General features: G+C 72.2%; 19 protein-coding genes. 7 read left to right on the top strand and 12 right to left on the bottom strand.

Annotation, left to right across the window (positions count from 1 at the left end):
• Window positions 1-195 precede the first annotated feature (195 nt).
• From ABZZ04_RS29260 to ABZZ04_RS29245, 4 genes are all read right to left on the bottom strand, one after another.
• Entirely contained in the window at window positions 196-606 is a 411-nt protein-coding gene (locus ABZZ04_RS29260) for a rodlin (protein WP_356935228.1), read from the bottom strand.
• A 184-nt stretch (window positions 607-790) separates the two neighbouring features.
• Window positions 791-1078: a hypothetical protein gene (locus tag ABZZ04_RS29255; protein WP_356935227.1), complete on the bottom strand. Its 288-nt coding sequence runs from the start codon at window positions 1076-1078 to the stop codon at window positions 791-793.
• A 259-nt stretch (window positions 1079-1337) separates the two neighbouring features.
• Entirely contained in the window at window positions 1338-1571 is a 234-nt protein-coding gene (locus ABZZ04_RS29250) for a chaplin (RefSeq protein WP_356935226.1), read from the bottom strand.
• A gap of 337 nt (window positions 1572-1908) precedes the next feature.
• Entirely contained in the window at window positions 1909-2310 is a 402-nt protein-coding gene (locus ABZZ04_RS29245; protein WP_356935225.1) for a rodlin, read from the bottom strand.
• A gap of 541 nt (window positions 2311-2851) precedes the next feature.
• Here ABZZ04_RS29245 and ABZZ04_RS29240 point away from each other — a divergent pair.
• Entirely contained in the window at window positions 2852-3769 is a 918-nt protein-coding gene (locus tag ABZZ04_RS29240; protein ID WP_356935224.1) for a chaplin, read from the top strand.
• A gap of 159 nt (window positions 3770-3928) precedes the next feature.
• On the opposite strand, the gene ABZZ04_RS29235 is transcribed toward ABZZ04_RS29240, so the two are convergent.
• The 5 genes from ABZZ04_RS29235 to ABZZ04_RS29215 form a co-directional block, all read right to left on the bottom strand.
• On the bottom strand, window positions 3929-4864 hold the full coding sequence (locus ABZZ04_RS29235) for a dihydrodipicolinate synthase family protein (RefSeq protein WP_356935223.1): 936 nt from the start codon (window positions 4862-4864) through the stop codon (window positions 3929-3931).
• A complete protein-coding gene (locus tag ABZZ04_RS29230; RefSeq protein ID WP_356935222.1) occupies window positions 4861-5868 on the bottom strand; it encodes an ABC transporter ATP-binding protein in 1008 nt (335 codons plus the stop codon). The genes ABZZ04_RS29235 and ABZZ04_RS29230 overlap by 4 nt, the downstream gene beginning before the upstream one ends.
• Complete coding sequence (locus ABZZ04_RS29225) at window positions 5865-7832, bottom strand: dipeptide/oligopeptide/nickel ABC transporter permease/ATP-binding protein (protein ID WP_356935221.1); 1968 nt, start codon at window positions 7830-7832, stop codon at window positions 5865-5867. Before ABZZ04_RS29225 ends, ABZZ04_RS29230 begins: the two co-directional genes overlap by 4 nt.
• 1 nt (window position 7833) lies before the next feature.
• Window positions 7834-8784 carry an ABC transporter permease gene (locus ABZZ04_RS29220; RefSeq protein ID WP_356935220.1) on the bottom strand — a complete coding sequence of 317 codons (951 nt, stop codon included), beginning with the start codon at window positions 8782-8784 and terminating at the stop codon, window positions 7834-7836.
• Between the two features lie 149 nt (window positions 8785-8933).
• Window positions 8934-10529 (bottom strand): ABC transporter substrate-binding protein, encoded by a 1596-nt coding sequence (locus ABZZ04_RS29215; RefSeq protein ID WP_356935219.1) that lies wholly within the window; start codon window positions 10527-10529, stop codon window positions 8934-8936.
• A 186-nt stretch (window positions 10530-10715) separates the two neighbouring features.
• On the opposite strand from ABZZ04_RS29215, the gene ABZZ04_RS29210 reads away from it, so the two are divergent.
• The 5 genes from ABZZ04_RS29210 to ABZZ04_RS29190 all read left to right on the top strand — a co-directional run bounded on the left by ABZZ04_RS29210 (window position 10716) and on the right by ABZZ04_RS29190 (window position 16988).
• Entirely contained in the window at window positions 10716-11447 is a 732-nt protein-coding gene (locus tag ABZZ04_RS29210; protein ID WP_356935218.1) for an FCD domain-containing protein, read from the top strand.
• 263 nt (window positions 11448-11710) lie between these two features.
• Complete coding sequence (locus ABZZ04_RS29205) at window positions 11711-12703, top strand: acetylxylan esterase (RefSeq protein WP_356935217.1); 993 nt, start codon at window positions 11711-11713, stop codon at window positions 12701-12703.
• Between the two features lie 14 nt (window positions 12704-12717).
• On the top strand, window positions 12718-14007 hold the full coding sequence (locus ABZZ04_RS29200; RefSeq protein WP_356935216.1) for a GDSL-type esterase/lipase family protein: 1290 nt from the start codon (window positions 12718-12720) through the stop codon (window positions 14005-14007).
• Window positions 14008-14181: 174 nt separating this feature from the next.
• Window positions 14182-15624: an exo-alpha-sialidase gene (locus tag ABZZ04_RS29195; RefSeq protein WP_356935215.1), complete on the top strand. Its 1443-nt coding sequence runs from the start codon at window positions 14182-14184 to the stop codon at window positions 15622-15624.
• 182 nt (window positions 15625-15806) lie between these two features.
• Window positions 15807-16988 (top strand): FAD-dependent monooxygenase, encoded by a 1182-nt coding sequence (locus ABZZ04_RS29190; RefSeq protein ID WP_356935214.1) that lies wholly within the window; start codon window positions 15807-15809, stop codon window positions 16986-16988.
• Window positions 16989-17090: 102 nt separating this feature from the next.
• Here the strand turns inward: ABZZ04_RS29190 and ABZZ04_RS29185 are convergent, their stop codons facing one another.
• Entirely contained in the window at window positions 17091-17783 is a 693-nt protein-coding gene (locus ABZZ04_RS29185) for an ABC transporter ATP-binding protein (protein ID WP_356935213.1), read from the bottom strand.
• Window positions 17780-18901, bottom strand: coding sequence for an ABC transporter permease (locus ABZZ04_RS29180; protein WP_356935212.1), 1122 nt, complete (start codon window positions 18899-18901; stop codon window positions 17780-17782). Before ABZZ04_RS29180 ends, ABZZ04_RS29185 begins: the two co-directional genes overlap by 4 nt.
• Before the next feature lie 118 nt (window positions 18902-19019).
• Between ABZZ04_RS29180 and ABZZ04_RS29175 the strand changes: the two genes are divergently transcribed.
• Complete coding sequence (locus ABZZ04_RS29175) at window positions 19020-19613, top strand: helix-turn-helix domain-containing protein (protein ID WP_356935211.1); 594 nt, start codon at window positions 19020-19022, stop codon at window positions 19611-19613.
• A 109-nt stretch (window positions 19614-19722) separates the two neighbouring features.
• On the opposite strand, the gene ABZZ04_RS29170 is transcribed toward ABZZ04_RS29175, so the two are convergent.
• A complete protein-coding gene (locus ABZZ04_RS29170) occupies window positions 19723-20418 on the bottom strand; it encodes a FadR/GntR family transcriptional regulator (protein WP_356935210.1) in 696 nt (231 codons plus the stop codon).
• Between the last annotated feature and the right edge of the window lie 12 nt (window positions 20419-20430).

Below are 20430 nucleotides of genomic sequence, written 5' to 3'. Positions count from 1 at the left end.
CGCTCCTTCGAGGGGCCCCGGCACCCCGGACGCACGACGGGGCCGGCACGTCCGGGCGGCCGACGAACGGCTGCCGCGTGGATGTGCCGGCCCCACGGGTACGTCATGTGCTGCGGGCAGGCGGGCCCGAAGCGGCCCGCGGTGCGCTCCCCCGCGCGTACGAGGATTCGGAGGAGCGCCCGGAGCGGTACGGCCTCAGTTGTTGCCGGCGCCGTTGCCGGACAGGATCGGGATGTCGTCCAGGATGTGCGAGAGGGCCTCGTCACCCTTGGCCTGGGTGGAGTTCTCGGTGCACTGCTGGTTCTGCGGGGAGGACAGGACGTTGAGGTCCTGGACCGAGATCGGGATGGCGCCGAGCACCGAACCGACGTTGGCCTTGGCCGGCAGCGCGATGCAGGGCTTGTTGAGCGAGCCCTGGATGAGCGCGAACTGCGGGCTCCAGTCGCCGTGGGTGGCGGAGTTGCCGTACGACTGGACGGCGCCGTTGCCGTTGACCGACGTCGTGCCGCTGTCGTTGCCGATGGCCATGGCCGTCGGGGCGGCCGCGGCGGAGACGCCGACGATCGAAGCAGCGACGGCTGCCGAGGCCATAATCTTCTTGATCATGAAATAGCCCTTCTGGGGTTTCTCTGTTGCCCGCCTGTCCGGAGCGTTCTGATCAACTCGCGGCGACGGGGATGGTTGTGCCCGTTCACTCGAACGGTGCTCTCGCGTTCAGCTGTTCACCGGACGCGTGGCAGCGGGGGAATGCGAGAGGCTTCGCCGGGCGGGAACCGCCGCGGGCGACGGATCAACCGCCGGCCGGCAGACCGCCCAGGAGCGGGGCCGCACCCTTGGCCGCGCCGGTGGCCTTGCCCGCCAGATCGACGAGGGTGCCGTCCTTCACCGCGCCCGCGGCGTTGTCGACCGCGTCGACGACCGGATCGACGGCCTGCGGGGCGCTCTCCACCACCTGGTTGACACCGCCGTTGAGGCTGAAGTTGGGGGCCGTGGTGGTGTTGACGGCGAAGGCGGGGGCAGCCGTTCCGAGCGCGGCCACGGAACCGGCGATGATTGCGGCGGTCTTCGCGTACTTCACTTTCGGGTTCCCTTCTGCAGCGGCAGATTCATCGGTCGCGTTGAACCGCGCCGCACGAGCCCTCTGTGGCCGTGCCCTCCTGCCGCTTTCGCAGTGGGTAACGATGCGATTGCGGCCCGGCAACTGGACGGGGGCACTTTTTTCCCGGGGCCACTCGTTCGATTTCCGGGAACCCGAAAAGAGCAGGGAAAGGCCCCGGAACGCGGAAATGCGTTCCGGGGCCTTCCGGTCACGGGCTTTCGGCCCGACTGACCGGGGGTCAGACGTTGGCGCAGGTGTTGCCGAAGGCCGGGTTGAGCACACCGATCACGTCGATCGTGTTGCCACAGACGTTGGCCGGAATGTGGATCGGAAGCTGGATGACGTTTCCGGACACCAGACCGGGCGAGTTCGCGGCGCCGCCCTCGGCACCGGAGTCGGCGAAGGCGGGGGCGGCGGCGCCCATCGCCATGAGGGTTCCTGCGGCGATGGCGGCAACCTTGGTGTACTTCACGTTTTTCCCTTTCTTTGACGGAGTCCGAAGCAGCCACGTCTTTCGTGCCACACGAGCGCGATCCCGATCACTCGTAACTCCGCCGCTCTCATTCGTAACGATTCAGGGCCGCGGGCGAAACTCGGGGAGCTGAAAATCCTCAAGAATCGCCCGAAAGATGCAATACCGATCACTTGACGTCACGGACGGGCCCATCCGGTCACGCGACGTGTTCCCCCCCTCCCGGGCCCGTACGCGGGCCCGGGAGGGCAGCAACAGGCCCGGAACCGCCGGGGGGAGGAACGCCGGCGGCCCGGGCCTGTCATTACGGCTGGGTCAGGTGTCGATCAGCCACCGGTCAGCTGTTGCCGGCGCCGTTGCCGGAGAGCACCGGGATGCCGTCCAGGATGTGCGACAGCGGCTCGTCGCCCTTGGCCTGGGTGGAGTTCTCGGTGCACTGCTGGTTCTGCGGCGAGGACAGAACATTGACGTCCTGAACGGCGATCGGGATCAGGCCGAGGACCGAACCGACGTTGGCCTTGGCCGGCAGGCCGATGCACGGCTTGTTCAGGCTGCCCTGGACCAGGCCGAACTGCGGGCTGCCGTCACCACGGGTCTCGGCGTTGCCGAACGACTGCGAGGCCCCGTTGCCGTTGATCGAGGTCGTGCCGCCGTCGTCACCGATGGCCATGGCCTGCGTCGCGCCCATACCCAGGATGGAGGCGGCGACGGCGCCCGTAGCCAGAACCTTCTTGATCACGCTTCAACCCTTCTCGTACCGGATGCCCCGTACCGGAGCCCCCTGCCCAACTCGCGACCGGGCTTTTGGTTCTCGTACTTCCCGCCTTTCACCCGAATGCCCGGAGCGCACGCACAACCGTGCGAAATGGCGCCCGCGGACCGGTCGAGGAAAAAGCGCACCCGGTCGTCGCACCGCAATCCATACCGTATTCGCGCGCCGATACGGAGTACCCCCCGCCATCGCGGGCGGGGTCGGTCCAGGACCACTTGCGCTACTCCATCCGTGTGGTTACGAAATTTCCACGGCCGCGTGAGTTTCCTGAACAAAATCTTCTCGTTATGAGTGTCACAAGCGTGCGCGCTCGGGCGCTTGACCGGCAGAAGCAGTACCCGGCACATGAAGAACACGTCTTCGTGGTCTCCACGTTTTCCGCGACCACCGCTCTCCGGTTCTCGCGCACGGAGGTCTCCGGGGGTGGCGTCCCGACGGCGTCCGCATCGCCTGATGTACGAACAAGCGAGCGTTCCGCTCGCACGGAATGTCCTAGGAAAGGGCACCAATGCGAAAAGCCTTGAGTAAGAGCGTGCTGGTGATGGCGGCGGCGTCAGGCATCCTGGCCGCGTCCGGGGGGTACGCGTTCGCGGATGCCTCCGCCGAGGGCGCGGCCGTCGGTTCGCCGGGCGTCGGCTCGGGCAACACCGTGCAGGTGCCGGTGCACGTACCGGTCAACGTGTGTGGCAACACCGTCAATGTGATCGGTCTGCTGAACCCCGCGTTCGGCAACGAGTGCGAGAACGAGAGCGGCGGCAGCGGCACCGGCAGTGGCGCGGGCCAGGGTGCGAGCGCCGAGGGCGTCGCGGCCAACTCCCCCGGCGTGCTCTCCGGCAACGTCGTCCAGGCGCCCGTCGACATCCCGGTCAACGTGTGCGGCAACACCGTCAACGTCATCGGTGCGCTGAACCCGGCGGCCGGGAACAACTGCGAGAACGAGTCGGGCGGCACCAGCACTCCGCCTCCCGTCCACCCGCCGCACAAGCCGCCGGTTCCGCCGGTGCCCGCGAAGCCTCCCGTCCACCCGCCGCACAAGCCCCCGGTGCACCCCCCGCACAAGCCGCCGGTGCACCCGCCGCACAAGCCCCCGGTCCACCCGCCGCACAAGCCCCCGGTGCACCCGCCGCACAAGCCGCCGCACCACCACACCCCGGACTGCCCCCCGACCACCCCGCCCACCACTCCCCCGACCACGCCGCCCACCACGCCGCCCACCACTCCTCCGACCACCCCGCCCACCATGCCCCCGAACCACCCCGAGCCTGCGCACCACAAGCCGCCGCACCACAAGCCGCCGCACCACAAGCCGCCGCAGCTGGCGCACACCGGCTCGGACGCGAAGCTCGGCCTGGCCGGCGGGGCCGCTGCGGCCATGGTGCTCGGTGGGACCCTGCTGGTCCGCCGTACCCGCGCCACGCGGGACTGACCGGATCGGCCCTCGGGCAGCGGTGACGAGCAGGAAGTCACCGATCAACAGGTAGGGAAGCAGAGAAAGGGCGGGGTCCGTCGTCGCAGCCCGAGCTGCGACGAAGGGCCCCGCCCCTTCGTCGTTCCCGGGCCCGTCGCGGGCCCGGGAAGGTTGCGGTCAGATCCGGGAGAGTCCCGCGCGGTCCAGGCAGGCCGCGATCCCGGCGGTCTCGGCCGCGTCCAGGCGGCGCATCGGCGGGCTCACCGCGTTGGTGGCGATGATCCCGCGCAGCATCAGGGCCGTCTTGAACGCGCCGAGGCCGGCGGCGGTGGCGGACGCCGTGCCGGGGCGGGCCGCGCGGACGATGTCGAAGAGCCGGACGAGCCGGTCCTGTTCGGCCCTGGCGGCGGCCCAGTCGCCGCGCACCGCGGCCTCGTGGAGACGTACGTAGCCATGCGGGTCGACGTTGCCGAGCCCCGGGACCGAGCCGTCGGCCCCGCCCAGCATCATCGCGTCCACGACCAGTTCGTGCCCGGTGAGCACGGAGAACTCCGGCAGGTCGCGGGCCCCGATGACCAGGCGGCGGAACGATCCGTCGTCGCCGCTGGAGTCCTTCACACCGGCCAGTACACCGTCCGCGGCGAGCGGCAGCAGCAGTTCCGGGGTGAGCTTGCTGTGCACGCAGACCGGCACGTCGTACGCCAGGACCGGCACGTCGAGGGCGGCGGCGACGTCACGGAAGTGCCGGTCGATCTCGGTGTCGTGGGTGCGGGTGTAGAACGGCGCGGTGACGACGACCGCGTCGGCGCCGAGCCCGACGGCGGCGCGGCCCCGTTCGATCGCGCGGTCGGTGGTGGTCTCGATGGCTCCGACGAGCACCGGTACCTGGCCCGCGGAGACGGCCGTGACGATCTCGATGACCTCGTCCTGCCGGGCGGGCGTCAGATAGGCGGTCTCGCCGGAGCTGCCGAGGGCGAACAGGCCGCTGACGCCGCCGTCGAGCAGATGCCCCACGACCCGTTCCAGGGACGGCCGGTCGATCCCGCCGTCCTCGGTGAGCGGGGTGACGACGGGCGGGATCACTCCGGAGTGGCGCGGAGTTCGGGCGGTCATGCGGTGCTCCTTGCGGACGGTACGGGGGCCGGGTCCCCGGCGGGGGCCCCGGAGTGCTGGGGGTGGACGCAGTGCCAGCGGTGCCCGTCCGGACCGGTGGCCGGGGCGGGGAAGACCGTGGCGCACGCGTCGTCCGCCTTCCAGCAGCGGGTGCGGAACGGGCAGCCGGTCGGCGGGTTGGTCGCCGAGGGGACCGGGCCGGTGAGCACGATCCGTTCGGTGGACTCCAGCAGGCTGGGGGTCGCCGAGAGCAGTGCCTCGGTGTACGGGTGCGCGGGGCTTCCGGCGACGTCCGCCGCGCGTCCCTCCTCGACGATCCGGCCGAGGTAGAGGACGGCGACGCGGTCGGCGAGGTAGCGCACGGTCTGGATGTCGTGCGAGATGAACACCATGCCGAGGCCGAGGCGTTCGCGCAGGTCGACGAGGAGGTTGAGGACCTGGGCGCGGACGGAGACGTCGAGCGCGGAGGTCGGTTCGTCGGCGACGATCAGCTCCGGTTCGAGGGCCAGGGCGCGGGCGATGGCGACGCGCTGGCGCTGGCCCCCGGAGAGCTGTCCGGGGAGGGCCGCGAGGGTGTGGCCGGGCAGGCCGACCAGGTCGAGGAGTTCCTCCACGCGGCTCTCGCGCTCCTCCCGGGTGCCCCGCCGGTGCACGTCGAGCGGATCGCGCAGGATCTGACGGACCGTGAGGCGCGGGTTGAGGGCGGTGGACGGGTCCTGGAAGACGACGCCGACGGCGGAGCCGAACTCGTCGCGGCGCCGGGCGCCGGGCATGCCCCACAGGTCCTGGTCGTGGAAGAGGACCCGGCCCTCGGTGGGCTTCTGGAGCCCGGTCAGGACGCGGGCGAGGGTGGACTTGCCGCAGCCGGACTCACCGACCAGGCCGACGATCTCGCCCCGGCCGACCTCCAGGGTGGCGTCGGTGAGGGCGTGCACCGCGTCCCGGCGGAACACTCCGCCGCTGCGGGCCTTGTGACGCACGTGGACGCCTTCGAGCCTGATCACAGGGCGCTCCCTTCCAGCTGTACGGCCTTCGCCGGGTGGTGGCAGGCGAAGGCGTGGTCCTCGGCGTCCTCGCCCGGGGTGAGCGCGGGCGGGGTCGTGCGGCAGAGTTCGGTGGCGGCGGCGCAGCGCGAGGCGAACCGGCAGCCGGTGCCGAAGCCCTGGGGCGCGGGGACGATGCCGCGGATCTGGTGCAGCCGTTCGGCGCCCGCCTCCAGGGAGACGACGGAGCCGAGGAGGCCGCGGCTGTAGTGGTGGGTGGGGCCGGTGAGCACGGAGCGGGTGGTGCCGATCTCGGCGAGGCGGCCCGCGTACATGACGGCGACGCGGTGCGAGAGGTCGCCGACGAGGGCCAGGTCGTGCGAGACGAGGACCATCGCGAAGCCGAGTTCGTCGCGCAGCCGGACGAGGAGTTCGACGACCTGGGCCTGGACGGTGACGTCGAGGGCGGTGGTCGGCTCGTCGGCGATGAGCAGCCGGGGGTCGCGGGAGAGCGCCATGGCGATCAGGACGCGCTGGCGCTGGCCGCCGGAGAGCTCGTGCGGGTAGCTGCGCAGGGTGCGTTCGGGCGAGAGACCGACGAGTTCGAGGAGTTCGGCGGGGGTCCTGGTGCCGCCGCGCGAGGTGAGCTGCTTGAGCTGGGTGCCGACGAGGACGGACGGGTTGAGGGAGGAGAGCGCGTCCTGGTAGACCATCGCGATCTCGGGGCCCATCAGGGCGCGGCGTTCCTTCGGCGACAGCTCCAGCAGGTTCCGGCCGCGGTAGCGGATCTCGCCGCCGACCTCGGCGTTGCGGGCGAGCAGGCCCATGACGGCGAGGCTGGTGATGGACTTGCCGCAGCCGGACTCGCCGACCAGGCCGAGGGTCTCGCCCTCGTGGACGGTGAAGTTCAGCGCGTCGACGACGGGGATGTCGCCGTAGCGGTCGGGGAAGCGGATGGCGAGGTCGCGGACGACGAGGAGTTCGGCGGCGTCCTCGCGGACCGGGGTGATGGTGGGCTCGGTGGCCCGGATCCGGTCGGCGAGCCGGGCGAGCGCGGCGTCGATGTCGGCGGCGGGGGCGGCCTCGACCGGGTCCGGCCCGGTGGCCGCGGCGGGCTCGGCGGCGGGGCGGGCGCTCCTGGGCGCCGCGGAGGCGTCGGTGAGCCCCTCGGAGAGGACGTTCAGGGCGAGGACGGTGATCAGCAGGGCGAGGCCGGGGAAGAAGGTGGCCCACCAGCCGCCGGCCAGGAGGATCTGCCGGCCGTAGGCGAGGACGCTGCCCCAGCTGGGGTCGGGGTCCTGCACACCTGCGCCGATGAAGGAGAGGCCGGCCTCGAAGATGATCGCCTCGGCGACCATGACGGTGGCGAACACCAGGACCGGGGCCATGCAGTTGACGGCGACGTGCCGCAGGACGATGTAGCCGCGGCGGGCGCCGATGACCTTCTCGGCCGCCACGTAGTCCTCGCCGTACTGGGACAGCACGTTGGCGCGGACGACTCGGGCCAGGGAGGGGGTGTAGACGAACGCGATGGTGAAGATGATCACCGGGACGCTGGTGCCGAAGACGGCGACGAGCACGGCGGCGAGCGCGATCGGCGGGAAGGACATGACGACGTCGAGGGTCCGCATCACGGACTCGTCGCCGAGCTTGCGGGAAGTGGCCGCCAGCGAGCCGAGCAGTGCCCCGGCCACCAGGGCCACGGCGGTCGCGCCGAGGCCGATGACCAGCGAGTAGCGCGAGCCGTGCACGACCCGGGCGAAGACGTCGCGGCCGGCCCGGTCGGTGCCGAACCAGTGCTCCGCGCCGGGGGCCTGCACCGGGGTGCCGGTGGTCAGCGGGTCCTGGGTGAACAGCGGGGCGAACACGGCGCCGAGCACGACGACGATCAGCACGCCGAGGGCGATGCGGGAGGTGACCGGGAGGGAGCGGAACGCGATGCCCGGTCGGGACAGTTTGGTGGCCAGACGGCCGGTGGCGAACATGTCACACCGTCCTGATGCGCGGGTTGACCAGCAGGTAGAGCAGGTCGACGATGACGTTGACCACCAGGAACGCGATGGCGATGGTCAGTACGGTGCCCTGGACCAGGGCGACGTCGCCGCCGGTGACGCCTTCGAGGATGAGCTTGCCCATGCCGGGCAGGTCGAAGATCGCTTCGATGACGACGGCTCCGCTGAGCATGTAGCCGACCTTGATGCCGAGCACGGTCAGCGGGGTGACGAGCGCGTTGCGCAGCACCGAGCGGATCACCAGGAGCGGCGGGAGTCCGTTGCCGCGGGCGGTGCGGACGTAGTCGCGGTCGAGTTCGGCGACCATCGCGGTCCGCACCAGGCGGGCGAGCGAGGCGGAGACGGGGAGGGCGAGGGAGATCGCGGGCAGCGTCATGGTGGTCAGCCAGCCGCCGAAGGAGTCGGCGGGGTTGGTGTAGCCGCCGGTCGGGAAGATGCGGGTGTTCAGGGCGAACTGCTGGATGAGCAGGACTCCGAGCCAGAACGACGGGACGGCGACCCCGGCCATGGAGACGACCCGGAACAGCTGGTCGGGCCAGCGGTCCCGGTACATCGCGCCGATCACGCCGGACACGACGGCCAGTACGACCGCGAGGGCCAGGCCGAGGAGGGTCAGCTGGAGGGTGAGCGGGAAGGCGGCCGTGATCCGGTCGATGACGGGCTGGCTGGGCGGGACGGTCGAGCCCAGGTCGAAGTGGAGCAGCTGCCCCAGGAAGTGGACGTACCGGACCGGGAGGGGGTCGTTGAGGCCGTTGGCCTCGGCGAAGGCCGCGCGGGCCTCGGGGGTGGCGCTCTCCCCGAGCGCGTTGAAGGCCGGGTCGACCGGCGAGAACTGCAGCACCACGAAGACGAGCAGCGCGATGCCGAGGATCATCACCGGCATCATCGCGACGCGGCGCAGCGCGAGCCGGAGAAAAGCAACCATCGTCGGGTTCCTTGCGGTTGGGCGGGCCGGGGTCTTCCGTCCGGGTCGGGGCCGGTCGGGGCGGAAGGTCCCGGTGGTCCGGGACACCTGGGTCGGGGGTGTCCCGGACCGGGTGGGTCGGGCGGTCGGCCGGTCCGGGGCCCGGCCGGTCAGGCGCGGCCGACGTCCAGGAAGGACAGGCCGGTGGTGGGCAGGGGCTTGAAGCCGGGCAGCGCCTTCTCGTTCCAGGCGGTGGGCAGCTTGCGGTGGAGGATCGGGTAGAGCGCGGCCTCGTCGGCGATCAGGTCGGTGACCTGGCCCCACAGTTCCTTGCGCCGTGCGTCGTCGGCGGCGCCGGCGGCCTTGTCGAGCAGTCGCCTGACCTGCTTGTAGGCGGCCGAACCGCCCCAGCCGTAGCGCTTCTCGGGCCAGAAGCCGTAGTAGAACCAGCGCAGCAGGAGGTCGGCGTCGTTGCCGAAGACGGAGGGGTCGCCCGGGGCGACCAGCACCTCGAAGTCGCCCTTGTCGATCTTGGCGTACTGGGCCGGGGACTGTGCGATGTCGAGGGTGACCTCGACGCCCGCCGCCTTCCAGCTCTCCTTGAGCAGGGGGGCGATGTCCTTGACCCAGCCGGTGTCGGTGGTGAGGACGGTGAAGGAGAGGTTCTTGACGCCCGCTTCGGCGAGCAGCCGCCTCGCCTTCGCCACGTCGTGGGTGTAGACCGTGGCGGCCTCGTGGTAGTCGGGGTGGGTGGCGGGGACATAGCCGGTGGCGGGTGCGGCGTTGCCGACCATCGCGGTGGAGATGATCTTCTCGGTGTCCAGGGCGTAGTGCAGTGCCTGGCGCACCCGCTTGTCGGCGAACCGCTCGTCGGCGGTGTTGAACATCAGGAAGAGCAGGCCGAAGGACTGCACGGACTCGGTCTTCACGGAGCCCGAGAGCCGCTTCACATCGATGTAGGGAACGTCCTCGATGGCCTGGACGCGGTCCGACTCCATGGCGCTGACGCGGGCCGACTGGTCGGACATCAGGCGCCAGATCATCTTCTTGGCCCTGGCGGGGTGGGCGCCGTTGTACTTGTCGTACGCCTCGAAGACGATCTTGTCCTCGCGGGTGGCCTCGACGAACCGGTAGGGCCCGGAGCCGACCGGCTTGGCGTCGAACGCCTTCGGGTCCGGCTCGACGATCTTCCTCGGGACGATCCGGACCACGGCTATCCGGGACGGGAAGAGCGCGAAGGGGTGCTTGAGCTTGAACTCGACCGTGCTCGCGTCGACCGCCTTCACCGTGTCGACGAAGGGCACGAACTGTGCCATCAGCGAGGCGTTCTTCGGGTCCAGGACGCGTTCGAAGCTGAACACCACGTCGTTGGCGGTGACCGGCGAGCCGTCGTGGAAGGTGGCGCCCTTGCGGAGCGTGGCCCGGTAGGTGGTGGCGTTGATCTTCTCCGGCATCCCGGTGGCGAGCGCGGGGCGGGCCACGAGCGTCACCGGGTCGAGGTCCACGAGGCCCTCGAAGATGTGCATGTTGGCGGCGTAGGGGGTGGCGCCGGAGGTGATCATGGGGTCGAAGCCGGTCGACAGGGGGTACGAGAGGCCGGCTTCGATGACGCCGTCCCCATCGCCCTTGCCCGCCGCGCCGTCGGCTGTCGAGGATGGTCCGCCGCAGGCGGAAAGGCTCGCCGTGATGGCGGCCGCCGCACCGACAGCACTGGCGTAACGCAGGAAGGTGCGGCGCTCGACACCGGCGGGTCTCAGCTCGGGCACGGGTCCTCCAGGGACATCGGGGGTGGAACGTGACTGCGTCGGATGGATCAAGGGCGCGTCGGGAACACGGGGTCGCGAAGGGCGTCGATCCACCTGCAAGGCATAAGACGTCAGATGTCTGATGCCTTGATAGCGTGGGAACGTAGCTTGACAATCGAGAGGGGTCAAGAGGTGGGGAGTTCACGCATGTCCGGTACGAAGCCCGGCCGACAGTTGCTCCGGCAGGAAGTCGTCGAGGGCATCAAGCGCTACATCCTTGAGGAAAGGCTCCGCCCCGGGGACCCGCTGCCCACCGAGCCGGCCCTGTGCGAGGCGCTCGGCGCCAGCCGTTCCAGCGTGCGCGAGGCGGTCAAGATCCTCGACGCGCTGGACATCGTCGAGGTGCGCCACGGACACGGCACCTACGTGGGGCGGCTGAGCCTGTCCGCCCTGGTGGAGAGCCTGACCTTCCGCGGACTGCTCTCCCCCGACGACGACTTCCAGGTGATGGCCGACCTGGTCGACGTGCGCGAGCTGTTCGAGCGCGGGATGGCCGACCGGATCGTCTCGCTGCTCAACGAGGAGCAGCTCGACAAGCTGGACACGCTGGTCACCACCATGCGCGAGACCGGCGCCCGGGACGGCCACGGCTTCGTGGAGGCCGACCGGGCGTTCCACGAACTGCTGGTGGCCCCGCTCGGCAACGAACTGATCGGCCAGCTCTCGATGGCCTTCTGGGACGTGTACACGATCGTCGCGCCGCATCTCGACGGGTTCACGCAGGCCGACGAGATGGAGACGATCGCGGCGCACCAGAACATCGTGGACGCCGCGCGGGCCGACGACATCGCCGGCTTCATGAAGGCGCTGGGCGAGCACTACGCCCCGGTCAGGCGCCGGATCTCCGAGGCGCGGGCCCGCGACGCCGCCCGGGGCTGACCCCGCGCGTCCCGGCCGCCCGAACCGGCCGCCCCTCCTCCGGGCCCTCCCGGAGGAGCCGGACCCCGGGCCTCCCGTCGGGATCGGGCCGGGCCCGACCCGGACGGAAGGCTCCGGGCCCCCTCGGCACCGAACCCGGCCCGACGGGGGCCTTGACGCTCACCGCGAGCGCTGCCTAGGGTCCGTGTGCCGCCAGGACATCTGACGTCTTCTGTCCCGCTGGTCGGCGTTCAGCTCCCGGTCGCACCCAGAAGGGCACCCCCATGCCGTTGACGGATCTCCCGCTCGCGGAATGCCGCGTCCACCGGCCCGAACTGCCGGTTCCGGACGACTTCGACGCCTTCTGGTCGCGCACGCCCGGCCCGGCACCGCGGGAGGAGCCGGTGTACACGCCCGTCGACGCCGGGCTCCCCCGCATCCGTACGTACGACGTGTCGCTGCCGGGCTTCGCAGGGCGGCCGGTCCGCGGCTGGCTGCGGCTGCCGGCCGGGGCCACCGAACCGCTCGGCTGCGTCGTGGAGTTCCTGGGGTACGGGCGCGGGCGCGGCCTCGCCCACGAGAACCTGCTCTGGGCGTCCGCCGGACACGCGCACCTGATCATGGACACCCGCGGCCAGGGCTGGTCGGCGGCACCGGGCACCACCGCCGACACCGATGCCGGGGCGGCCGGCACCGTCCCCGGCTTCCTCACCCGCGGCATCGAGAGCCCCGAGACGTACTACTACCGGCGGGTGTTCGCCGACGCGGTGCGCTGCGTGGAGGCGATGCGCGCCCACCCCGGGATCGATCCGGACCGGATCGTCGTCACCGGGGTCAGCCAGGGCGGCGGCATCGCGCTGGCGGTGGCCGGGCTGGTGCCGGGGCTGGCCGGGGTGATGCCGGACATGCCGTTCCTCTGCAACTTCCGGCGGGCCGCCGAGATCTCGGGCCGGCCGCCGTACACCGAGATCGCCGAGTACCTGAAGCTCCACCGCGACCGCGTCGAAACGGCGTTCACCACGCTGTCGTACTTCGACGCCGCGCTGCTCGCCACCCGCGCCACCGCTCCCGCGCTGTTCTCCATCGCGATGATGGACGACATCTGCCCGCCCTCCACCTGCTTCACCGCCTACAACCACTACGCGGGCCCCAAGGACGTCCGGGTCTACGAGTTCAACGGGCACGAGGGCGGCACGGCACACCATCAGCGGGAGCAACTGGCCTGGGTGCGTTCCCTGTTCGCGGGCCCGCCGTCGGGGCGGGCCGAACACTCCTGACCGGAGGCTCTTCCGTGCGCAGACGCTCCATGCTCCTCGCCGCCGGCACCGCGGCCCTGGGTTCCCGGCTCGGCGGCCACGCCTTCGCCGCCCCGGGCGGCGGCCCGCTCCTGGACCACGACACACCGGTGGACCTGGACGGCACCGAGTACGTCGACCTGTCGGACCGGGTCGGCGCACTCGCCCCGCTCGTCACCGGGACCGTCCTCGTCACCTTCCGCACCACCAGCCACAACGAGGCGATGACCCTGTTCAGCGCCTCGGACCCGACCGTCCCCTCCTCCGACATCACCCTGAACCTGTCCCGCGGCGCCCTCCGGTTCTCGGCCCGGAACAAGGGCGCGGTGCTCATCGACGTCGTGACCCGGACGCGCTACGACGACGGCCTCCGGCACACCGTCGCCGTCACCGTCGGCCCCTCCGGCACCCGGCTCCACGCCGGTGGACGCATGGTGTTCGAGACGGCGCGGCGCGCCTTCCTCGGCGACGTCCCCGGGCTGGGCGCCGTGGCCCTGGGCCGCAACCTGGACAGCGACCACCCCGGCGGCGAGTGGTTCTGCACCGGCACGATCGAGCGGGCAGCGGTGTGGGACCGGGTGCTCGGCGAGTCCGAACTGGTCGCGCAGAGCCCCCGCCCCGACCCCGCCGACCTGGGCCGGATCTCCGTGATCCTCAACGGCGACACGCCCGCCACCTGGGTGCTCACCGGTGACAGCATCACCCACGGCGCCCTGCACACCGACGGATGGCGCAGCTACCCGGAGCACTGGACGGAACGGGTCCGCTGGGAGCTGGGAAAGCCGAAGAACCGCGACTTCGTGATCGACACCGGCGTGAGCGGGGCCACCAGCGCCGAACTCGTCGCCGGCTTCGCGGAACGGGTCGCCGCCTTCTCCCCGGAGGTCGTCTCGATCATGATCGGTACGAACGACATCGCGACCCCGGGGCTCGGCCCGGAGGCCTACCGGGCCAACCTCGTCTCGCTCGTGCGCTCGGTGCGCGCCCTGCCCGGGTCACCGGTCCCGGTGCTCCAGTCGCCCAATCCGGTCGATCCGGCCAAGTGGCCCGGCCGGGTGGGACTTTCGCGGTACGCGCAGGTCATGGGCGAGGTCGCGGCGCAGCAGAACGCCGTCTTCGTCGACCACCACACCGACTGGACGGGCGACGGGCAGGTCCCGCTCGACCTGCTCAACGACGGGCTCCACCCCAACGGGCGGGGCCACCACCGCCTCGCCCTGAAGATGATCCAGGACCTGCGGGTCCTCGACCGGGACAGCCGGGTCTGCTCCCTGCGCATCCCGTAGAGCACACGTCCGGCACACCTCCGGAGCATGTGCCGAGCACGCCCGAGGCGCGTCCGGCGCATGTGCCGGGCGTGTCCGGAACACGTCCGCCGGAGGCCGTCGGCCCCGCCGGGCGCTCCCCCGATCCTCCGCCCTTCCCAGAAGCACCACCCCTTCCGAGAAGAGAGATCACCCATGCAGCGAAAAGCCCCCCTCGCCCTGCTCGCCGCCGCCCTGCTGGTCGCCACCGCGGCCGGCACCGCCCACGGAGCCACCGCCCCCGCCCCGGGCCGGCTGACCTTCCAGGACCTGACCGTCGACGGGGTGGGCTCGCCCCACTACCGCATCCCGGCGCTCACCACCTCCGTCAGGGGCACGGTCCTCGCGGCCTACGACGCCCGGCCCACCCTGGGCGACCTGCCGGGCAACATCTCCGTCGTACTGCGCCGCAGCACCGACGGGGGCGTCACCTGGCAGCCGCAGCAGGTGGTCCGCAAGGACGCCGCGCCCAAGGGGTACGGCGACCCCAGCCTCCTCGTCGACCGGGACACCGGCCGGATCTTCCTCTTCTACGCGGCCTCGGTGAACCAGGGCTTCTTCGGCTCGGGCACCGGCAACGACGAGAACGACCCGAACGTCCTCCAGGCCGACTACAGCTACTCCGACGACGACGGGCTGACCTGGACCCACCGCCGCATCACCAAGCAGATCAAGAACCCCGCCTGGGCGGGCATGTTCGCCGCCTCCGGGGAGGGCATCCAGTTGCGGCACGGCACGTACGAGGGGCGGCTGATCCAGCAGTACGCCGTCCGCATCAACGGTGCCAACCACGCGGTCAGCGCCTACAGCGACGACCACGGCGAGACCTGGAGGACGGGCAACCCGGTCGGGCCCGGCGGCGACGAGAACAAGACCGTGGAGCTCTCGGACGGCAGGGTGATGCTCAACAACCGTTCGAAGCCGTACCGGACGGTCGCGTACTCCACCGACGGCGGCGTCAACTACACCCCGTTCGTCCAGGACACCCGGCTCACCGACCCGGCGAACAACGCCTCGGTGATGCGTTACGCCCCCGACGCCCCGCCGTCGGACCCGCAGTCGTCGTGGCTGCTGTTCAGCAACACCGAGGACGCGTCGGCGCGGCGGAACCTGACGGTGAAGATGTCCTGCGACAACGGGAGGTCCTGGCCGATCAGGAAGGTCGTCGACCCGGGCTCCGCCGCCTACTCGACGCTGACCCGGCTGCCCGGCGGCCGCCTCGGGCTGCTCTACGAGCGGGCCGACTACCAGCACATCACGTACGCGTCCTTCGATCTGAAGTGGCTGGGCGGCACCTGCGCCGACATCACCATCACCCCGCCGGCCACTCTGAGGGCGGGGACGGCCGCGGAGGTGACGGTCCGCGTCGTCAACCGGATGGACGTACGGCGCGCGGCCGGCACGGTCGACCTGACCGTACCGGCGGGCTGGACGGCGCAGCAGCGGAGCATTCCCGCGCTGGACCCGGGCCAGGGCGCCAACATCGAGGTCCCGGTCACCGTGGCGGCGGGGGCCTCGGGGAACGCCGCCCTCACCGCGACGTACCGCACGATGGGCCTCCAGGCGTCCGGCGGCGGGACGGTGACGGTCGCTCCGTGACCGGACGGCGCCCCGGTCCCTGCGATCGGGGCGCGCCGTCTCCCGGAAGGCCGCGTGCGCCCCGGGCGACGCCGTACGCCCGGGGTGCACGCCGCGTGTCCCCCGTCCCGTCCCCGGGCGGGTGCGACGATGAGGACGGTCAGCACCTCGGGGGCGTCGGGACGGGCGGTGGATCGGTGGCGGTGACGGGTTTACGCATCGGGGTGGTCGGCGGCAGCATCGCCGGCTGCGCCATGGCGATCGCGGCGGGACGGGCCGGGGCGGAGGTCACCGTCCACGAACGCAGCGACGGCGCGTTGCAGGAGCGGGGCTTCGGCATCGTCATGCCGCCCCCGCTCCACCGGGAGCTGGTGACCGGCGGCTACCTGGGCGCGGACATGCCGACGGTCCCGGTCGCCGACCGCGTCTGGCTCACCCGGGCCCCGGGCGGGCGGTCCTCGCGCGAGCTGGCCCGCCAGCGGTCCCCGGTGGCCGCGTGCAACTGGGGTCTGCTGTGGCGGGCGTTGCACGGGCGGGTCGGGAAGGGCGTGTACCGCCGCGGGCTGCCCGTCGAGTCCGTCGGCCGGTCGTCCTCGGGCCGTGCCCTGATCCGTACCGGGGGCGGGGAGCGGGAGTACGACATCGTGGTGGGGGCGGACGGACACCGGTCCGTCACCCGCGCCCTGGTGGCACCGGACGTCCGGCCGGTGCCCGCCGGGTACCTGGCGTGGCGGGGCACGATCCCGCTGGACGTGCTCCGCGACCATCCCGGACCGCTGGAACTGCTGCGGACCGCCTGGGTCACTCTGGGGTTCCCCGGCGGGCACGCCGTCTTCTATCTGATTCCGGGTCCGGTGCCCGGCTCGCGGCTGCTGGCCCATGTCGTCTACGGGTCCGCCCCGCGGTCGGCCGGGGCGCGGGAGCCGGTGCCCGTCGAATACGTGCGCGACCTGGCCGAGGAGCACTTCCCGGCGGAGTGGGCCGACATCGTCGCCCGCGGTGAGCACGGGACGCGGGCCCTCCATCCGGTCGCCGACTTCGTGACGCCGCGCGTCGCCGAGCCGCCGTTCCTGCTGGCGGGCGACGCGGCGAGCGTCACCAGGCCGCACACGGCCAGTGGCGCGGTCAAGGCGCTGCAGGACGCGCTGTGTCTGGAACGGGCCCTGCGCGCCGGGGTCCCGATGGCCGAGGCGCTGCGCCGGTACGCCGACGAGCGCACCGCCGAGGGGACCCGGCTGGTGGAACTGGGCCGTCGGCTGGGGCGCGCCCTGGTGGAGCGCACGCCCGACTGGCCGACGATGGGGCCCGCCGAGGTGGAGGCATGGAGCCGGGCCTCGTTGAACGGCGACCGGAGTTATCTGTACGGCGACGTGCACCGGACGTAGCCGTCCGGTCTCCGGGACCGGTTCCGGCGGCCGGTGTCCGCGCCCGGTGCGCCCGGTTCCCGGCCGCGACCCGCGGGGGGGGCGCGGCCGGGGTCCGGTGCCTCAGCGGCCGGGGCGTGCGGCCCCGGCTCCCGCGGCGGTCAGTTCGGCCATGTCCACGATCCGGTCGGCGGCCTCCGCCACGGCCGGGTCGTGGGTGGCGACGACCGTGACGCAGTCGTCCTGGCGGGTGCGCTCGGCGAGGAGTTCGGCCAGTTCGCCCGCCTGCGACCGGTCGACAGCCGCGGTCGGTTCGTCGACCAGCAGGAGCTTCGGGGAGCGGAAGAGCGCGCGGGCCAGGGCTACGCGCTGGCGCTCGCCGCCGGAGAGCTGGTCGGGCCGGTGGCGCAGCCGGTGGCCGAGACCGACCCGGGTCAGCGCCTCCTCGGCGCGGGCCCGGTGGGCGCGGGGCCGTTCGCCGCCGATGTACGCGGCGGCCAGCAACTGCTCGACGGCGGGCAGCCCGGAGAGCAGGTTGCCGCTCTGGAACATGTAGCCGACGCGTTCCCTGCGCACCTTGGCGCGTCCCCGGTCGGAGAGCTCGGCGAGGTCGTCGCCGTCCAGCAGGACCTGCCCGGAGTCGGGCCGCAGCAGCGCCCCGGCGACGGCAAGCAGGGTGGACTTGCCGGAGCCCGAGGGGCCGACGAGCGCGGTGGTGCGGCCGGGCTCGAAGGTGACGTCGAGGCCGTCGAGGACGGTGGTACGGGCGTCGGCGCGGCCGAACCCGACGGTGACGGAGATCAGTTCGAGACTCATCGGTTGGCTCCCAGCATGGTCAGGGGGTCGGCTCGGGTGACCCGGCGCAGGGTCAGCGCGGTGCCCGCCAGGCCGACGGCCGCGACGGTGCACATGGTGGTGGCGAGGGTGACGGCGGGCAGGCTGAACGGCACCTTCTCGCCGACCAGGAGTCCGACCGCCGCGGCGAGCGCGGCGCCCGCGGCGGTGCCGAGGACGACGACCAGGCCCGCCTGGAGCACGGTGTGGGCGAGCAGCCGCCGCCGGGAGGCGCCGAGCGCGCGCAGCAGGGCGAGTTCGGGCTGGCGCTGCACGGTCCACACGGCGAAGAAGGCGCCGACCACCAGGGGGGCGATCAGGTAGAGGAAGACCTGGATCGAGGTCATGGTGACGCGTTCGCCGGTGTAGCCCGGGGCCGCCTCGTACGCCTTCTCCTTGGTGAGGGTGGTGGTGGAGTGGCGTTCGTCGAGGGTGGCGGCCGGGGTGCCCGGCGCGGTGCTCAGGGCCAGCGCGCTGAACTGGTCGGGTATCGCCGCGGCGGCGGAGGCGGGGGCGCCCGGGGTGCTGAACCGGATGCGCTGCCAGGTCTTCAGCGGGACGTAGGCGGCGGGCACGTGACCGTAGCTGAGGCGTTCGGTCAGGCCGATGACGCGCAGTTCGATGCCGAGCCGGTCGATGACGAGGGTGTCGCCGACGCGCACGCCCTCGTCGGCGAGTTTCGCGGAGATCACGATGCTGTCCGCTCCGGCGCCCTTGAGGCCCTCGCCCCGGGTGACGGACGGGGCGAGGAAGGAGTCGGGCTCGATGCCGAAGGCGGCGAGGTCGACCTCGGCGCCCCGGTCCGTCGTGCCGCGGGTGATGGAGACGCCCAGCGGTGCGGTGCCGGTACCCGCGTCCTTCCGCCAGGCGCCGGCGGTGTCCTCGTCGAGGAGGCTGCGGGCGAACTGGTCGGACCGGGCGTCGGAGGAGAAGACGAACTGCGCGGCCGGGAGGCGGCGCAGCGCGGAGACGGTGTCGTCGCCGAGGCCGGTGGTGAAGCCGGAGACGATGCCGACGAGTGCGGCGACGAGCACCACGACGGACCCCATGAGCAGGAAGCGCCCTCGGGCGGCGCGCAGCTCCAGCAGTGCGAGGAACACGGCGGTTCCCTTCGATGGATCGATGTTAGGGACGGTGTGTCGCCAACATAGATGATGGCGACGCACCGTCCCCAACTGGGGGGTCGATCGACGGGTCCGGCCTCCTACACTTGGGCGCGTGCCCCGGATCAGCGCCGCCACGGTCGCCGAGCACCACGCCCAGCAGCGACTGGCCCTGGTGCGGGCGGCGCGCGCGCTGCTGGAGGAGGGCGACGCCGAGGCCGTGACCTTCGCGGCGGTCGCCAGGGCCACCGGCCTGGCTCGCAACAGCGTGTACAAGTACTTCCCGGGCCGCCCCGAACTGCTCGCCGCGGTCGTCGAGGACGCGATGCCGCGCTGGACGGACGCCATCCGGGCGGGCATGTCGGCGGCGAGCACGCCGGAGGAGATGATCGCGGCGTACGTGTCGTCCCAGCTGGACCTGGTGCGGAGCGGGGAGCACCGGCTCGCCCAGGCCCTTGCCGGGGTCCGGGACGCGGCGGTGGTGCGGGAGAGCGCGGCGCGGGTCCACCGGGAGCTGCTCACCCCGCTGATCGCCGCGCTCACCGAGCTGGGCGAGGAGGACCCCCGGCGCACGGCACTGCTGCTGCAGGGCATCGTCAACGCCGCCACGACGGCGATCGAGTCGGGCGACGACCACGCGGCGGTGGCGGACCGGGCGGTACGGATGGCGGTCGCGGCGGTCGTCGGAACGGACCGGCCGGCGGACTGACGGACCGTCGGATCGGCCGGGTGACGGACCGTCGGATCGGCCCGGTGACGGATCGAGCGGGCCGCGGATCGGCCGGTGGCCCGCGATCCGCCCGGTGCGGCGGCCGGAACTACGGGCGGCGCGGTTCCAGGCGGGCGCGGATGCCGTCGAAGTGGGTGCGCATGGCGCGTACCGCGCGCTCGCCGTCGGCCGCCGCCACCGCCTCGACGATCTCGTGGTGCTGGGCGCAGGTGACCACCGGGTCCTGATGGCCGTCGTCGAGGTCCTCGCGCACCCGGTCCATGGCCGCCCAGAAGGCGTCGAGCACCTCGCTGAGCAGGTGGTTGTCGAGCGAGGCGTAGAGCGCGAGGTGGAAGGCCCGGTCCGTGCCGCGCGCCACCCGCCCGCCGGTGCGGGCCTCGGCCCCCATCTCCGCCGCGAGGCCGCGCAGCACGTCGAGGTCCCCGTCCGGGATGCCGGCCGCGACGGCGCCGATCAGCCCCGTCTCCAACGCCTCGCGCACCTTCATCAGTTCGAGCAGCCCCGGCTCGCCCCGCCGGTGCCGCACGGCCGCCCGGAAGGCGAGCCCCTCGGCGAAGGGCGAGAGCGACAGCGAGCCGACGAAGGTTCCGGAGCCCCGGCGGATCTCCACGACGTTCATGGCCTGGAGCCCCTTCAGCGCCTCCCGCACCGACACCCGGCCGACGCCGAAGAGTTCCATCAGTTCCGCCTCGGTCGGCAGCGCGTCACCGGGGGCGAGCCTGCGTTCCAGGATCAGTTCCTTGAGCCGGCGCTCCAGGTCCTGGGCCACGGTGGGGCGCGTCACAACGTCCTCCTG

Source organism: Streptomyces sp. NPDC006435, from assembly GCF_040612315.1.
Taxonomy (GTDB): Bacteria; Actinomycetota; Actinomycetes; order Streptomycetales; family Streptomycetaceae; genus Streptomyces.
This window is presented reverse-complemented; position numbering and strand designations above follow the sequence as displayed.

Bases quoted from the DNA above. Each gene is read 5' to 3' on its own strand.
- ABZZ04_RS29185 (WP_356935213.1), bottom strand. From the start codon at position 17,783: ATGAGTCTCGAACTGATCTCCGTCACCGTCGGGTTCGGCCGCGCCGAC.
- ABZZ04_RS29195 (WP_356935215.1), top strand. From the start codon at position 14,182: ATGCAGCGAAAAGCCCCCCTCGCCCTGCTCGCCGCCGCCCTGCTGGTC.
- ABZZ04_RS29205 (WP_356935217.1), top strand. From the start codon at position 11,711: ATGCCGTTGACGGATCTCCCGCTCGCGGAATGCCGCGTCCACCGGCCC.
- ABZZ04_RS29260 (WP_356935228.1), bottom strand. From the start codon at position 606: ATGATCAAGAAGATTATGGCCTCGGCAGCCGTCGCTGCTTCGATCGTC.
- ABZZ04_RS29225 (WP_356935221.1), bottom strand. From the start codon at position 7,832: ATGTTCGCCACCGGCCGTCTGGCCACCAAACTGTCCCGACCGGGCATC.
- ABZZ04_RS29210 (WP_356935218.1), top strand. From the start codon at position 10,716: ATGTCCGGTACGAAGCCCGGCCGACAGTTGCTCCGGCAGGAAGTCGTC.
- ABZZ04_RS29240 (WP_356935224.1), top strand. From the start codon at position 2,852: ATGCGAAAAGCCTTGAGTAAGAGCGTGCTGGTGATGGCGGCGGCGTCA.
- ABZZ04_RS29235 (WP_356935223.1), bottom strand. From the start codon at position 4,864: ATGACCGCCCGAACTCCGCGCCACTCCGGAGTGATCCCGCCCGTCGTC.
- ABZZ04_RS29220 (WP_356935220.1), bottom strand. From the start codon at position 8,784: ATGGTTGCTTTTCTCCGGCTCGCGCTGCGCCGCGTCGCGATGATGCCG.